The 15,485-nt window shown below is 38.6% G+C and carries 12 protein-coding genes; 1 reads left to right on the top strand and 11 read right to left on the bottom strand.

Going from position 1 to position 15,485, the window contains the following annotated elements; genetic code table 11:
* Nucleotides 1-90: 90 nt before the first annotated feature.
* Complete coding sequence (locus M3225_RS23350) at nucleotides 91-1,245, bottom strand: endonuclease (RefSeq protein ID WP_251398228.1); 1,155 nt, start codon at nucleotides 1,243-1,245, stop codon at nucleotides 91-93.
* 287 nt (nucleotides 1,246-1,532) lie between these two features.
* Between M3225_RS23350 and M3225_RS23345 the strand changes: the two genes are divergently transcribed.
* A complete protein-coding gene (locus M3225_RS23345; RefSeq protein ID WP_251398225.1) occupies nucleotides 1,533-2,009 on the top strand; it encodes a hypothetical protein in 477 nt (158 codons plus the stop codon).
* Between the two features lie 50 nt (nucleotides 2,010-2,059).
* Here the strand turns inward: M3225_RS23345 and essA are convergent, their stop codons facing one another.
* From essA to M3225_RS23295, 10 genes are all read right to left on the bottom strand, one after another.
* Nucleotides 2,060-2,557 carry a type VII secretion protein EssA gene (gene essA / locus M3225_RS23340; protein WP_251398223.1) on the bottom strand — a complete coding sequence of 166 codons (498 nt, stop codon included), beginning with the start codon at nucleotides 2,555-2,557 and terminating at the stop codon, nucleotides 2,060-2,062.
* On the bottom strand, nucleotides 2,535-5,708 hold the full coding sequence (gene esaA / locus M3225_RS23335) for a type VII secretion protein EsaA (protein ID WP_251398221.1): 3,174 nt from the start codon (nucleotides 5,706-5,708) through the stop codon (nucleotides 2,535-2,537). The genes essA and esaA overlap by 23 nt, the downstream gene beginning before the upstream one ends.
* A complete protein-coding gene (gene essC / locus M3225_RS23330; protein WP_251398219.1) occupies nucleotides 5,705-10,183 on the bottom strand; it encodes a type VII secretion protein EssC in 4,479 nt (1,492 codons plus the stop codon). The genes esaA and essC overlap by 4 nt, the downstream gene beginning before the upstream one ends.
* A gap of 12 nt (nucleotides 10,184-10,195) precedes the next feature.
* Nucleotides 10,196-11,500, bottom strand: coding sequence for a type VII secretion protein EssB (essB, locus tag M3225_RS23325; protein WP_251398217.1), 1,305 nt, complete (start codon nucleotides 11,498-11,500; stop codon nucleotides 10,196-10,198).
* Nucleotides 11,501-11,514: 14 nt separating this feature from the next.
* Entirely contained in the window at nucleotides 11,515-11,754 is a 240-nt protein-coding gene (locus tag M3225_RS23320) for an EsaB/YukD family protein (RefSeq protein WP_251398215.1), read from the bottom strand.
* Between the two features lie 93 nt (nucleotides 11,755-11,847).
* Nucleotides 11,848-12,141: a WXG100 family type VII secretion target gene (locus M3225_RS23315; RefSeq protein ID WP_013055105.1), complete on the bottom strand. Its 294-nt coding sequence runs from the start codon at nucleotides 12,139-12,141 to the stop codon at nucleotides 11,848-11,850.
* 382 nt (nucleotides 12,142-12,523) lie between these two features.
* Nucleotides 12,524-12,913: an SseB family protein gene (locus M3225_RS23310; protein ID WP_251398200.1), complete on the bottom strand. Its 390-nt coding sequence runs from the start codon at nucleotides 12,911-12,913 to the stop codon at nucleotides 12,524-12,526.
* A gap of 61 nt (nucleotides 12,914-12,974) precedes the next feature.
* Nucleotides 12,975-13,574 carry a WXG100 family type VII secretion target gene (locus tag M3225_RS23305; protein ID WP_251398197.1) on the bottom strand — a complete coding sequence of 200 codons (600 nt, stop codon included), beginning with the start codon at nucleotides 13,572-13,574 and terminating at the stop codon, nucleotides 12,975-12,977.
* A 109-nt stretch (nucleotides 13,575-13,683) separates the two neighbouring features.
* Nucleotides 13,684-14,001, bottom strand: coding sequence for a hypothetical protein (locus M3225_RS23300; RefSeq protein WP_013055102.1), 318 nt, complete (start codon nucleotides 13,999-14,001; stop codon nucleotides 13,684-13,686).
* 252 nt (nucleotides 14,002-14,253) lie between these two features.
* Nucleotides 14,254-15,459: a DEAD/DEAH box helicase gene (locus tag M3225_RS23295; protein ID WP_251398193.1), complete on the bottom strand. Its 1,206-nt coding sequence runs from the start codon at nucleotides 15,457-15,459 to the stop codon at nucleotides 14,254-14,256.
* Between the last annotated feature and the right edge of the window lie 26 nt (nucleotides 15,460-15,485).

Genomic DNA, 15,485 nt, shown 5'->3' with positions numbered 1-15,485 from the left:
TTTTCAAAATCACCTATAGGTATTCGGCGGATTTTGGTTTTTTCCTTTTTCTTTTATAAAAAAAGACGCCCTGCCAGGACGCCTTCTTCATTAGTTCCAAATCTCATTTACCCATTCAGGATGATCAATAAATGGATTGCGGTTATGCTGATAGTCTGAATAAATAATATCATTTCTACGTCGTTCTCGATCATCTACTGGGTCTTGGGCGTTCCATTGAAGAAGCACAGATACCTTTCCGTGATAAGGAGCAGTGCCATTATTCACTACGTTATTAAGTTCTAAGTCAGGCTCATCACTTACATCGCCTTCATAGCGCACAGCCATATAAAACAACATACGAGCCACGTCACCTTTTACTTCATCTCGAGGTTCCCATGAATCACTGTCAAAATAATTTCCGAGTGCTTCGCTATGTTCCGTCCCTCCGTTATCAAAATCTAAGTTTCCTCTCGTACTGTTTACAGACACATCGGTTGGACGTAAATGATGGAGGTCTGTTCCAGGCCCCATAGCTGTTCCAAAATCCCCGTGAGACTTTGCCCAGACGTGCTCACGATTCCAATCGTCCACTCCGCCTCCATTTGTACTCTTAGCCTGTGAACGCCCCGTATAGAGCAAAATAACGTTATTTGCGTTAGCTGGATCTTCATCCGTTTTCTTTAAAGCTTCCCATACGGCTGAATACGATAGTTCTGTGTGATGGTCAATAATGTTATGAAGCTCTGTTTTTAAGGTGTTTCCTGTTTTTCCAGCTGCGGTACGATAATAGTCTTCTACTGGAATGGTTGGCTCTGTAGGATCTGGAGTCGGATCAGTTCCTCCTGTTTCTGTACTGATAGAAGTAACTGATTTTATTCCTGGGTGTGAAAAATAAGGAGTGAGTGTTCCTGTAACAGTAAGACTTTTCCCTTTTAACTCCGGGTGACTTTGAAGTCCAAATGTACTTCGTAAATTTGAAGGAATTTGAACGTATACCATTTTGTCTGTGTTGGTTTCATTTGAACTGTCAGCAAGAGCAAGTGCATAATCGTTTGAGTAATTGCTCGTAATAACTGTAGATGTGCCTGTAGGTTGACCTACTACATATCCTTTAACCGTTTGTACACTGTTGTTTTGATTCTCAAGAGCTTGTGCAACAGATAAAGATGCGGCTGCTTGACTAATAGGAGTTAAGCTCACTAAAAGAGCAAAAACAAGCAGGGACATTGCCCATGTTTTTTTATACAGAGCGTGTAATCTCACTTTTTTATTCCTCCTTATGATAGGTTTGAAAACTAGTTTTCTTCCACCTCTTTATATTATTTTTTTGCTGTGAATTCCCTGCCTCTTTTTTGTTAAGTTTTATAGTGAAAAAGATGTGTTCTTCTTTACAGTGACAGCCACTTTATGCGAAGGGTTATATTTTTAAAAGTTCACATTGGAAAAAGCATTATGTGTCTTTCTTTATATATGGTATAATCAACCGAATCATAAAAGAGCTTATACCATTTCAGAAAATGAAATGATTTAAATAGAAATGAGGATTGTCTATGCTTAGTTTTGACGAAAAATTAGCTATTATTTCATCGTTTCCAGAGCTGCATCGAAAAGATGTATCTTTAGGACGCGTGAATTTTCATTATGAAGAAAGCGTGTACGATAAAACGGTTGTTGTGCATCACCTGCATCCTAACGGAAATGGTTTTGTATATGCAGGGTTTTTAAAAGGGTATGAAGCAAATGACAAAGGTCTTGTGAATATCCGCGATTATACAGAAGAAGAGCTTCGCTCAATTATTCAAGCTTCTATTGAATCTTTGTCTACCCTTCCTGATACAGCTAGAGAAGAAGCTATTGTAGGAAATGGAAATGAACAGCGCTGGAACGGCCCAGACAACGCAACGCTTTTACTTGTTCATGAAGATGACCTGTGGAATATTTATTCTGGCTTGAATTTAGAGGCAGCATTCTTATCTTACGAAGAAGCAGAAGATTATTTGTTTGAAGAAGGCTTCCGCCGCCTATAAATTTGCGTCTATACGCAAAAACCTCGCTGTTGATTAACAGCGAGGTTTTTTCATTTTTTTGCAGAAGGCTGAGGGCTAATTCGCGGTATTAAAACGGCAAATAATACAACAACCCCCACACCAATCAATACTAAATAAAACCATTGTAAGTCTGATGACTTTTCAGAAGCAGTTTGTTCTGTTCGATCTTTCTTGTAGGAAGTGTTTTTAGAAGAAAACAAGTTATATTCTTTTGCTTTCGCAGAAATCGTATTATCTTCAGCTGATGCGTTCGCAAAAAGACTTTCTTTTAAGCTCTCTTTCTCTACATCTTCCTCTTTTTCAAATGTAAGATCTTTTATTTCCTCCGGAATATTGCCTACTTCTTTTTTATTTTCTAGCAGAGATTCAGGGTCCAATTTAATCGGATCATCTTTATATACATTTGGTTTGATACCTTCAACGTTTCCGTCATCGGCTTCAGCCGCTGCTGCTATAGGGAAACAAAGAAGAGAAAAAATAAGAACAATACTTCCAATCTTCTTATTAAGCACTATAGGTTTCATCATTTTCAACCTCTTTAGTCGTCTTTAAAGCACGAATAATAGATGGTAGAACACTTAAAACGGAAGTCATTCCCAGTAATACAATAAGCGCCTGTCCAAACAGAGACTGCGTATCATATTGAATTGACATATACACTTTAGATACTGGGTCTTCGTAATTAAAGTTTGGCATAGATAAGTTAAGAAGCGGGGTAATATAAAATAAAATCAACCCTACTGTCGTCACCCATCCAGCGAAGCTTCCTAATAAGAAAGCAATACGTACGAGTGTAGATGAAGCAAGCAATAAGACGATCGTAAAGATTGACCATTCCATTGCCCGGTCTCCCGATAACGAATAAATATTAAAGCTAAAGATACTTACCATTAACCCTACAATCAAATTCAATAACCCAAACAGCGTACCTTTTACAAGCATCGGTGCATGTCGATAGTATTGACTGAAATAACCAATTAGTAAGCTGCTGATTAAGATAATAACCAAAATGACAACCGGTGGAACCTCTTTTACTTTTTCAGCCGGCACTTCACCGCTTACTTGAAGAGGATTGGCTAAATAATGATAAACGTAATCATTATTCTGTCCATCCACTAATGTATTATTTAACAAACGGTATACCTGGCCGCGAACCAACTTCGTTGAATCTACGTTTTGGGCCCACTTGCTGTTAAGCGTATCAGCTTTATCCTGTACTTCATTTACTCGCTTCTGCAACTCATCCGTGTATGTGACAACATTAGCTTGTCTTTCACCTAAAGATGAAATGAGTTCGTTCATTCCTTGTAACTCCTGACCCATGCTTTGCTGCAGCGTCATTAAGCCTGTTACACCCGGAGCTTCTTTCTTTTCTAATGCTTGATCTTCACTTGAACTAGATTGAAGCTCTTGATTCATTGCATTTGCTTTTTCTTGGATAGCTGATAGCTCTTCCATAATAGATGCTTGTTCAGCATCAACTGTTTGTCCATATTGATCAGCAAAATCTTGCACTGAACTTTGGAACTGCGCTAACTCTTCTTCTGTTAGAGACAGGTTTTGTTGGATTTGCTTACGCGCGTCTTGAGAAGAGACGGTTCCAGTTAACACCTGCTGCAAACTTCCTTTAATAGAGTCATTGTTAAGGATGCTGTTCTGTATGTCTGTATTTCCTACTTGAGCTAAAGTCAAATCATACTGCGATAAATCACCGTAGTACTTTAGCATATCCTCTCCATTGCTGCTTTTAATCTTACCTGAGAATATATTGCTCAGCTTTTCCTTGCGAGAAGCTGAAAGGTTTGGAGAAGATAAGATTTTATCTTCTTTGTTTTTAATCATCGTAATAAGATTGTCTACATCCACACTACCTTTAGAAGGCTTTTTGCCGTCTTCTTTCAACTTTTCATTCTCTTTTTTTAATCGTTCATTTTCTTCTTGAAGCTTAGCAATTTGACTGCTGGACGACTTTGTTGCTTCTTCTAAGTCTTTCTCTGCTTTTTTTTTCTGTGCTGTCAAAGACTTAACGTCTGCCTCCAAACTTGCAATTTTCTGCTTCAGCGTATCCGTATTTTCTTCTGAAGTCTCAGGCTGAACTGTTACGTTTTGCAGCTCATCTCTGACTGCTTGTACCTGCGTTTTCAGATTGGTCACTTTTTCAAGCGCACTTTTCACAGCATTGGATGTACCTGATGCGTCCGGTGTTTCAGGTGTTTCAGGTGTTTCCGTTGCCTCAGGTGTGTCAGGCGCTTCAGGTGTTTCGCTCGTCATTCCTTGGAGCTGCTGTTCTAAATCCTCAAGCCCTTTTGATATGTCATCAAGCTTTGCTGTTTGCTGAGATAAATCCACTTTAATTGGTGCTGACGTTCCTTCGCCTTGACCTGAATCTGGCTGAGTTCCATCGCCTTCTCCAGGATCCGTTGGCGTCTCTCCACCTTGATTTGGATCGGGCTGAGTTCCGTCATCTTCCCCTGGATTCGTTGGCGTCTCTCCGTCTTGATTTGGATCGGGCTGAGCTCCATCGTCTTCCCCTGAATCCGTTATATCATCTGAGCCTCCGCCACCATCATTTGATGAAGCTGTCTCTAGCTGTGCACGAAGCGGCTTTAGCTTGTTTTCAATTTGATTTAGCGTTGTTTGCTCAGACTGCTGTTTGTATGAACTGATTATTTGGCCGTTCAAATCTTGCAGAGCTTTTTCTTGTTCACTGACGTTATCCGCTTGTTTGTCCCCAAGTTCTCCAACGGCTTTTTGATTTTCATCCAGCTGCTGTTGAATGGAAGACAAGCCGCTGAATAATTGATTGGCCTGTTCGTCAAAGTTTTGCTTGGAGCTTGGCTGATTAGATTCAAGGGAAAACAACCCTTCTTGAATCGCAGCGACGCTTTGAGCCTGCGTTTTTTCAAGCATTTGCTTCTGTGTTTCTTGATATGTTTGATACTGGTTCACATATTCAATGAAGCTTTTTAAATTCTTTTCAACCTGTTCTACGTCGCCTTGTCTGTCGCTAGAACCTTTTTCCGCTTTATTTACATTATCTTGGATTTGCTGAAGAATTTTCTTTTGATCGTTTAATTCACCCGCTAAATCTTTTGAATTTGGTTTATAAAAAGCGACCATTGTTTTTTGAAAGGCGATTTCTTTATTTAAAATTTTATCAAACTGTCCGCGTACCTTATCCACTTCTTGTGATACATAACTCCAGTACAAAGAGGACATTTCATTATTAACCTTTGTAGTAGCATCTTCTAATTCCCCTACTACTTTTTCCTTATTAACTGCGTTAAGCTGACTTTGAACTTTATATTCCAAATTAGCTTTTTCTGGCTTTTTTTCCTGATACGATAAAATATTTTGTGAGAAAGTCGAGGGAATATAGATAACCGCATCATATTTCCCATTCTGTAAACCGCTTGTAGCCGCGCTTCGTCCAAGTACGGTCCATTGATAATCCGACCCCTCCTGTAAAAGAGGAGTCACTTTTTCTCCAAATTCTATCGCTTTTTCACTGTTTTCTTTTACTCCATTATCTTCGTTAACAACCGCAATCGTTCTTGTTGAGTTTTCTATGACTTGCAGCGGGTTGTCTCCAATATACTGGAAAAAGAAAGAAGGAAGAGCCAAAATTAAAACAACAGCTAATATGACTTTAAGTGTATACTTGCGCTGTTCGGTCATGTTAAGATCTTCCTTTCACTTACACATAGCGGGATTTGAATTCTCGTTTCTTTTCCACTTTTAATATAATAACCGAAGCCAGGATTAACGTCGGCTTCTTTTCGGTCATAAGGAAGTGTAAATAAGCTTTGCTCCGTTTTCTTCATCAGCAACACGGCTTGGCCAATTTGCTTCACTTCTGTTGTTAACGCGTCAAATCCTTTTGAAAACTCATTGTTGTTGCCTGCAACAATCAAGTTAAAGCCCAAGTGGCTATAATTTTTCATCAATTTCGTAATGCGATCCTGCAGGACGCTGTCTAAGTTTTGCTGGAATCGTACAAATCCGTCTACTACAAGCATTATCGGAGCAAATGAAAGGCTGTGTACTGTTCCTTCCTGCACTGCTTCCAAATACTTATTTTCACGTCGCTGCAATCGTTCTTCGGTTAGATTAAGCCAGTCGATAATCTGTTCTTTTGTTTCCATGTAAAAAACTTGCTCTTCAGCTGCATAGCTTGATAAACCACGGTCAACCGAATCAAATAGTCCGATTTGCTTTACGCCTTGTTCAAGCGCTGTTTGCAGTATGACTTTCACTACATTTGTCTTTCCTTTTTGCGTCTGCCCCATGACGATACAATGCTTATTTTTCGTAAAGTTCATATGCACTGGTCGAACAAACTCTTCATCTAATCCAAGAGGAATAACTCCTTTTTCCCGAATAACTCTTCTGTCCGTCATAAACTCGGCAAGTACAAGTTTCGGTGACAGCATTGGCACAGGCTCCGGAAGAATAGCATCAGCATATTGATCTTTTAATCGTTGAATGTGCAGTTTAACCTCATCATAAATTTCAAAATCATCTTTTCCTTCCGCAGGTAAAAACAGCTGCGCAAAATAAGGGTGATCCGTTTTGATAATAGCCCGGCCAGGAATAGACTCTAGCGCGTACGGCGTACGTCCTAAAATAGAATACGCTTCTGAATGATCCATTAAATAATGAACAACCTTTGTTTTCAAGTTATTCATAAGCGACTGACGAATAGAATTCACGCGCGTCGCGGTAAAGATCATATAAATTCCTAAAGACTGACCGTCACGCACAAGCTGTGTGAACTGCATTTCTAGATCTTGCATTTCTTCTTTGACAAGATCAAAATTATCAATCGTGATAAAAATTAGAGGAAGCTCTTCTGGACTTAGAGCATTATACATTTTGATATTGCTAACTTCCTGCTGCTGAAATAACTGCTTTCGCCTTGCGATTTCTTGTTTGATAATCGTCATGAATTTTTCAATTTTACGCATTTGATCCATTAAGAAATAATCCGCCGTATGAGGCAGCTGACGAAGCGGCAGCAGCGTACCGTTTCCAAAGTCAAAAATGTAATAATGAAGCTGCTCCGGACTCTGTCTTTCAGCTAGACTAAGAAGCAACATCATGACTGTAAACGATTTACCGTATCCTGACGAACCAAATATACCAATATTTCCATCGTCCATCAGCTGATAGTTATATACCGTTTGACTTTGCTTTTCCGGTTCATCAATCAAGCCAATTGGGAATACTCCGTCTCGCTTCTCTTTGTACTCACTGCGAAGCAATCTCTCTTTAAGAGGCGGAAGCCATGGACTATTTAATTTTTTGATACCTAATTCTTGCTGCGTTTGTTCAATTTTTTGCACCACAACATCAATTTCTGCTTCCGCTTGTTTAGATGATGTCTGCTGAGTGGATACATCAGATAAAGGAACCAACCCTAGGTCTGTTACAATGGCTACTTCATCTTCAGCTCCATACGTATCTTCCATATACGGCGCGCCGCTCCAAGCTGACTGAAACAGTTCATACACTTCATTGTTTCCAACCTGCAGATAGCCTCGACCAGTCACCGTAATAGAAGCAGCGTCCGCATTTTTTAAGATTTCTTTACTATCAGCGGCATCTTGGACTTTTAACGCTACTTTAAAGCGCGCATTACTCCAAATTTGATCGTCAATAACACCGCCTGGCTTTTGAGTTGCTAAAATTAAATGAACGCCTAGACTACGTCCAATGCGCGCCGCGCTGACTAATTCGCGAATGAACTCTGGTTCTTCACTTTTTAACTCGGCAAATTCATCCGAAATTAAGAATAAATGAGGCAGAGGTTCTTCTGCCATACCTTGCTTATATAAATCTGTATAATCATTAATATGATTTACTTCATATCTATCAAACAAGCGTTGGCGTCGCTTTAATTCACTTTTAATAGAAGCTAAGGCTCTTGTACTAAAATTCTTACTTCCTTCAATGTTTGTAATGGTTCCAAGCAGGTGAGGCATGTTTTTAAACGGCTGAGCCATTCCTCCGCCTTTATAGTCAATCAATAAAAACGCGACTTCATGGGGGTGGAAATTCACCGCTAGAGAAAGAATGTACGTTTGTAAAAATTCACTTTTCCCTGACCCCGTCGTACCTGCAAGCAATCCATGAGGGCCGTGAGCTTTTTCGTGAAGATTTAGTTCAACAATATCTTCTTTTCCTTTTAAACCAACCGGAACTGCTAGCGACTTAGCTGATTCATTGCCGTGCCACCTTTGCACGATATCCAATTCACCAATTTCTCTTGCTTTAAATAATTCTAAGAATGAAACGCTATTTGGAATTGAGTTGGTCATGCCAACTTGGTGATCCAATGTCCGCAGCATCCTTGCAAATCTTTCATTATAATCAAGCATGTGTTTATCAAGCTGAAATGGAATATTCACAGCTTTTTGCTTTTGAATTAATATATCCCCCTCGGATTCGTTAATATAACGAACGAGTGTGTGAACATGCTCCGTTAAGCTTTCCTTTGTCTCTGCTGCAAATATCGTAGAGAACCCAAGGTGAGGGTGATATCCTTCTAAATACTCTAAGATAACGTGATCTGCAATTAACTGCTGATTCGTAATAAGAAAAACAAAATGAGGCAGGAAAACCCCTTCCCCTTTTGCTTCATCTAAGTCGCGTTCTCTTAGCATTTCATAAATAGAAGATAAAAGCTGATCCCTCGTTTGTTCATTATAAATGAAACCTTTCGCAAAAGAATGCGGAAGCTGAAAATGAGGAAGCCACTTCATCCATTCCCACTCTTTATATTCTTCTTCATCAAAAATGAATACGAATCTCACATCATGATAACTGTGAGAAAATGCCAGCTGTCCTACGAGCTGATGCAATTCATTCTTCACCGTTTTCATCTTTCCTACCAGACCGATAGAACCTCGGCCTAAATGAGCGGTAACGGGGGCATTTTTCACTTCTCGATAGACCTTTTCCATATGCTGAGACTGCTCAAGCAAATCATCAATTTCTCTATTAGCCATATCTCCGCTATTTAAGGAAATTTGATAGCTTCCCGGAACTGTTCCTGTTCCAAGACGCACCTGTAAAAAATCACTGCTCTCCACAGTTCGTTCCCAAATCCGATCAGAAATCTGTTCAGTTAAATATTTCATTCGTTCAAACGTCGGAAAATGATAAGATAATACATCTCGTTGAACTGATACTAGTTCTTGTAATTCCTCACGTTTGTTTTCTAAGTACTTTGTATAGATTCGACGACGACGCTCTTGTCGCTTCTTGCGCTGTTTCTTGTCTTTGAAATATTGAACGGTAGATACAATCAGCGTGGTCGTAAACATCATGACAGATATAATAATAAAAATTCCCCTAGGCTGAATAATCGATACCGTACCCATCACTAACAGCATGACTAATGGCGGTAAAATGGTAAGCCATAAGCTTCGGCTATTTTCATCATTGTCTTGAGATGGGAAGGACAAGCTCACCTTATCATCAGGCAAATCATATACCATACGCGGGGTCCGTCTATAAACCGGATACTTCTTTTTCATTTCAGAAATAGGCTGTGCCGTAGCTGGAAGCTTAGATGCATAATCATAGTAGCCTTGAATTTTCAACAAATCTTTTTCAATCAATTGAATCGTCATAGAGGACCATAAAATAAGATCTCCCGGCTGAAGGTTCGTATTCTCTTCTAGTCGGTGTCCGTTAAGATAAAGCGGTTCTTGGTTATAAAAGACCTTCCATTTCCCATTGATTTTTGATAAGTAAAATCCTTCTTTTGGCTCTACTACACACTTTTCTTTCTGCTGATGCACATCAGCTGCTTCATCGCTTATGGAAAACGAAACTTCTGATCCGTAATCAATATAATAGACAGCTTCTTTAACAGCTGACTCTGTAAAAACAAAAGTTAAAGCCTGTCCTTGTTCTTGCCATACAAACGACTCAGAAACAGATAACTCTGCTATCCTTTCTTCTCCGTAGGAAATCAAGAGCCTGCCGTTTTTTTCAGACGACAGCGTCATTTGCCCTTTCTCAAACGGATAGGAAAAAGTAAAAGTTTGATGCTGAGTGTTCCCAACCGTTGCTTGGCGAAAGGTTTTAAAATCTATAGGCAGCTGCTGATACGTTTGCCCACTAACTATCCAAAGCATATTCATACAACTACCTCCCTACTTCGATTGATCTTCCTGCTGTTTTTTCTGCTCTTCTTGTTTCTTTTTCTCGGCTTCTGCAGCTTTCTGTTCTTCTTCCTGCTGCTTGGCCGCCTGTGCTTCCTCAGCCTGTTTCTCTTCTTGCTGCTTGGCTGCTTCCGCTTCTTGCTGATCATTTTCTTTCTTAAATTCTTCAAGTTCGTTTGCTACTTTATCAAGCTCTTCTTGCTTTTTATCAGCCGCTAAATCGTTATCTGTCTTTAGCTGACCTTCGTATTTCATTAGTGCATAGATAATTAACGAACGTTCTTCTAACAACCTGCTAACTTCTAGAGCTTTTTTGTTGTCTCCTCGGCCAATGTAAAACCAATAGGCAAAATACTGAGGATCTGACTGAAGCGTAATAGTCTTTAAAGCATTTGCTTTTTGCTCCTCTCCTAACTTTTCATTAACAAGATAGGAAGTTGCTATTTCGTATTGCACAATTTTAGGCATGCTTTCAATATCGTAATCTTCAAGTGTGTCGACTACTTTGCTGTAGTTTTTTTCAAGAAAGTATTCGTTGCTTTCTACAAACGCTTCTTGTTTGGGCTGAGCAAAAAAGTAAGAGTAAAAAGTATAAATAAGAGCTGGAATTAATAAGACAAGTATACCCACAGATGAAAACTTAAAAATGGTCCAGCGTTTTTGAGGAAGTTGAACGAGTGTCTTTTGATGTTTTTCAATTTGGGTTAGCTTATGCTGAACGAATTGACTCAGCTCTTCCTCATTGCTGATATGCATTATTTTTTTAGCGTCTTCTTTTAATTGCAAGGTCTCATATAACTTAAAATACTGTTCAAATGTATGCGATGAGTCAACGGCCGCTGCTATCGTAGCCTTTAACTCTTGAAAGCTTTGTTCCTCGTTAGACTCATAAGGAGGTAAACTTTCTTTCACTCCATAATGTAAAAAAGCAGGACTTAAACTTTTATCAAAAATGATATTTTCTGGACAAATCAACAAATGCAGCCTTGAAAAAGAATGCTGCTTTACCTTTTTAATAAGCTGATCTGCAAACAGCCACTTTTGCTGTTCTTCTTTTCCCCTTAATGCGGTAAAAGGTTGAAATTCAGAGGTAGGCTTAATTGTTATTTTAAGTTCATTATCGCTCATCATGATTTCTTTTTGAAAAGCCGTGTTTACATCCTTTAACATTTCAATTTCAACAGAACGATTAAGTCGAATTTTTTCTTTTTGAAAAACAAATGTATATTCATTGTTATGACGCGTCATTACAGCTTCGAGCTGTTCTTCTAAGTAAGTCGGTTTCTTCTCTGACATTCTAATAGACTCCTTTAGAGAATTTCGATACAATCACCTGTGGCAATTCCGCAGTTAATCATCGTCTCATTTCCCGAGAAAATAAGATTTTTATTTGAAACACGTATCCACGCACCGTCCTTTGGTGATTGAGTAATCTTTTTAGCTTGCCAAACGATCTCGACTACTTTTTTGATTGAATGATAGTTTGATAGTCGCAAATCGAACCGATCACCTGTATAGTGCTTTAAGTCTACTGTTACTTCTATATACATAGGGTTTCATCACCTCAAAACATAGAAAAAGCGCCTTCATCTTTTGAGAATGGGGCGCTCCTTTTATTACTTCACTTAGATTATTAGATGAAGTTAACCGCGGATTTGGCTAGCGATTTGGTTATCTGTATCTTCAAGGACATTTGCAGAGTCATCTAATTGCTTAGCAATCTTTGTAAGTAAGTTAGACATTTCAACGAAAGAAGGTTTTAATTCTTCGTATTGAGCAGCAAACGCTTCGCTTGAAGCACCTTCCCACATGTCTTGAAGTTGATTTTTCATTGTATCAAGACGGCTTACTAATTCTTGAACTTGACCGCTTTCGTTAGTATAGCGACCTGCCATGTCGCGAAGCTCTGCTGGTGTTACGCGAATAATTCCTGACATACATATCTCTCCTTCGGTTTATATATTTACTATTATTGTAAGAAACTCTAGTGATAAGGTCAAAGGTTACTTGCAAAAGCCTCCAAAAATGAGAATATGTATCTACAAACACCCCTAAAAATGCAAATAAAACCTGAAAAACCAAGATTTTGTTCTCATTTAAACCTTTTCCATCTGATCTATAGGTACCTATTTAAAGGAAAATAAAAACTATAAGACTATTAAATTACATTTTTGTTCATTATCTATAGAACTATTTGCTAGTAATAAAAAAGCAGCAGCCTATTTAAGGCCCTGCCTCCTTTTATCTACCTTCTATTTACTTAGGCTTCAGACATGATGGAACAAGCATATGCGCTTGTTATTGTTATCGCTTTGGCTACTACTTAAAATAATTTTGATCTTCTTTTAACATCCTTATTTCTTCGGGGATGAATAATTTTGAAAGAGGCGTGTCAGGATTAAGTAATATCGCTGTTTCCTCATTTAATACAGGCAACATATCCTTAAATGATACGCATACGGTCTTTTCATCTTTTAGCATCTGTTCGATAGGATATTTTGACGAAAAAACAGGTAAATATCGGTACGCTGCACTTTTCATTGTCTGAACGTAGTGCTCTGCAATTAATATATCTGATGCTCCATGCTCTGAGCTAACAACTAGCCATAATTTGCTATTCATTAATGTTTTATAAAATTGAGCAATTTTCTTATTATCTTTCATTGCTTCAATTAACGATTTTTCTAATAAGTTAAACGTATACTTCATTTACGAGACAACCCTGTAAGGAACTGTACCATTTCACTTCCAGCGCCATCATATACTTCATTCATTCTCTCTTCACTTCCTCTGTACTGTCACTAAACGTAATGTTTGGAGGGTTCATCTCCTGATTTAAAATGCCCAATCCCATTTGAATAACGCCATAAGTAAAAAATTCCGTTCGACTGCATGTAGAACCATTCACTACTTTTTCTTCCCAAGACATAGAAAGCGAATTCCACATAACATTAAGAGTACCTAAAGGTTTGTCAATCGTTCTATGCATATTGTCATAAGTATTCCATTCTTTTAAGTTCTTTATGTCATTCCACGTATCTTGTGAATGGGTGCTCCCATCGCTCCATACGCTCGACCAAAACTCCGTCCAGCCTGAAGAGCCTTCTAGCTCTCCATCTGCTTTTCTCATTTGTTCTGCAGTGTCTTTTACTAATAAATGTGCATTTTCCGTTAGCGAATCAAGTTTGCGAATCATATGCTGTAACTCTTCCTGCAAGTCCAGCACTTTATCAATATCTGCAACAGACAAGAAATGTAGATTTGTAGCTTCCCAGCTTAGTTTTTGAAGTGCATCAGCCGTCTGTGAATGAGACTGCTGAATTCGCTCTGCAAATGTCTGCAGCACCTCTGGATTTACTTTTATCTCCATGTATGTCCGTCCCCCTATCTCTTGTAAGCCTTCAGTCATCATCCAAACATTTTTTAAGCCTATACGGAAAGACTCACTTTCTAAAGGAGTGAGTCGATAATGTTATTTATTACGCCGATGCTAACTCTCTTAATCGTGAAATTTCTAAGCGTAAAGTTTGAAACAATTCATCCCTTACGTCGTACAGATGAAAAGTAGATTGCGTAATATCATTATAAATATCCTCATATGAGCTCTTAGAACGCCCTGACCAATCTGACGCATATTGTTGGTGCGAATTTTGAAACAGATAGATACCCTCTTCAAGAAATTCCATGATACGTTGAACTTCATGTAAATATGATTCTAATTGATCTGCATCTCGACTATATTCTTTGCTTTTTCTTCTTCGCTCTATGTCGTCAAAGAGATCATCAATTGCATCCATAAAATGTCCCCACGTCCTTCTTCCTCTTTTATTAGAAGTCTCTTAAAGTAATGTTAAAATAAGGTTACAAAAAACAAAATCCATCATTCAAACTATTTTCATACCTAGGAAAAAATATCTACATTTCTCTTTTTTTACTTATTTATACAGGAAAAATAGAGAAAATAAACAACGCCAAGCTGCTGGAATAAAGCAGTAGACGTTGCTTTTTATGTTATGACACTGCTGTTGTAAAAAGGCAGAATACCTAGTTTACATTCGACCTTTTTGTTTCTTTTTCTTGTTAAATGGCTTTTTCGAAGGTTTTTTATCTGTACGGGACTGCTCTTTTGTTCCTTCATCGACGATTTCGCCCATATAAAGCTCTTTTTTCGCTAATGAAAGTTGAAGTTCACGTGCGATTTGTTTTAAATTTCGTTCTTCTCGTTCAGTCACAAGAGAAATGACTGTACCTTCTGCTCCCGATCTGCCTGTTCTACCTGAGCGATGTACGTATTGATCTACATCTTGAGGAACATCGATGTGAATCACATGCGTCAATCCCTTAATGTCTAATCCTCTAGCTGCGACATCCGTTGCTAATAAGATAGGGAAATCTCCTTTTCGAAACCCTTTAATCGTCGTAGCACGATCTTCTTTTTTCGTTTCACTGTGTAAAGAGCCTGCTTCTACATGCTTAAATGTTAATTTTTCTTCAAACTCGATGAGAGTATCAATACCTTTAAAAAAGGCTAAAGCTTTCATTGGTTCTTGACGAACTAGTTTTCTAAGCACGTCCACTTTATCTCTAGCTTCACTCTTGATGTATACATGCTCTACCTTAGAAGCTGGGAGCTCATCTCTTCCTACCTCTATTTCAAGAGGGTGGTTCATCATATCTTTCGCTAGCGATTTGGTACGTTCTGATACAGTAGCTGAGAAGACTAGGATTTGACGATCACTTAACGCCATTTTTACAATCTGTTGAACCGTTTGAACATGTTCAGGCACAAATAATTGATCCGCTTCATCAATCACAATTGTTTTGACCTCGTGCATTTTTAATTTCTTCATTTTAATTAATTCGTTCAAACGTCCTGGGGTACCAACAATGATATTAGGACGTTTTTTGAGTTTTTCTAATTGACGTTTCATATTCGCTCCGCCAATAAACGCCGCGCTTGAAATACCGCTTCCCTGTGACCAAGTTTGAATTTCACCATGAATTTGCATAACCAATTCATGGGAAGATGCTAAAATAACCGCTTGAATATGAGATGGTCCCGGCTGAATGCGATGTAAGACAGGTAACAAGTATGCCAGTGTCTTCCCTGTTCCCGTTGGGGATTCTCCTATTACATCTTTATTAGCTAAAATCTCTGAAATAGCTTTTGTTTGAATGGCAGTAGGCTCATTGAACCCTGCTTTTTTCCACGCCTCTTGTAAAAAAGGCTGTAAAGTCTCTATAAACTGACTCATATCTATCTCCTTTTCCATGCTTTTCT

Source organism: Priestia aryabhattai, from assembly GCF_023715685.1.
Taxonomy (GTDB): domain Bacteria; phylum Bacillota; class Bacilli; order Bacillales; family Bacillaceae_H; genus Priestia; species Priestia aryabhattai_B.
This window is presented reverse-complemented; position numbering and strand designations above follow the sequence as displayed.

Excerpts from the sequence above, each read along its gene's own strand:
- M3225_RS23345 (WP_251398225.1), top strand. The coding sequence starts at position 1,533 with ATGCTTAGTTTTGACGAAAAATTAGCTATTATTTCATCGTTTCCAGAG.
- essA (WP_251398223.1), bottom strand. The coding sequence starts at position 2,557 with ATGATGAAACCTATAGTGCTTAATAAGAAGATTGGAAGTATTGTTCTT.
- esaA (WP_251398221.1), bottom strand. The coding sequence starts at position 5,708 with ATGACCGAACAGCGCAAGTATACACTTAAAGTCATATTAGCTGTTGTT.
- essC (WP_251398219.1), bottom strand. The coding sequence starts at position 10,183 with ATGAATATGCTTTGGATAGTTAGTGGGCAAACGTATCAGCAGCTGCCT.
- essB (WP_251398217.1), bottom strand. The coding sequence starts at position 11,500 with ATGTCAGAGAAGAAACCGACTTACTTAGAAGAACAGCTCGAAGCTGTA.
- M3225_RS23320 (WP_251398215.1), bottom strand. The coding sequence starts at position 11,754 with ATGTATATAGAAGTAACAGTAGACTTAAAGCACTATACAGGTGATCGG.
- M3225_RS23315 (WP_013055105.1), bottom strand. The coding sequence starts at position 12,141 with ATGTCAGGAATTATTCGCGTAACACCAGCAGAGCTTCGCGACATGGCA.
- M3225_RS23310 (WP_251398200.1), bottom strand. The coding sequence starts at position 12,913 with ATGAAGTATACGTTTAACTTATTAGAAAAATCGTTAATTGAAGCAATG.
- M3225_RS23305 (WP_251398197.1), bottom strand. The coding sequence starts at position 13,574 with ATGGAGATAAAAGTAAATCCAGAGGTGCTGCAGACATTTGCAGAGCGA.
- M3225_RS23300 (WP_013055102.1), bottom strand. The coding sequence starts at position 14,001 with ATGGATGCAATTGATGATCTCTTTGACGACATAGAGCGAAGAAGAAAA.
- M3225_RS23295 (WP_251398193.1), bottom strand. The coding sequence starts at position 15,459 with ATGAGTCAGTTTATAGAGACTTTACAGCCTTTTTTACAAGAGGCGTGG.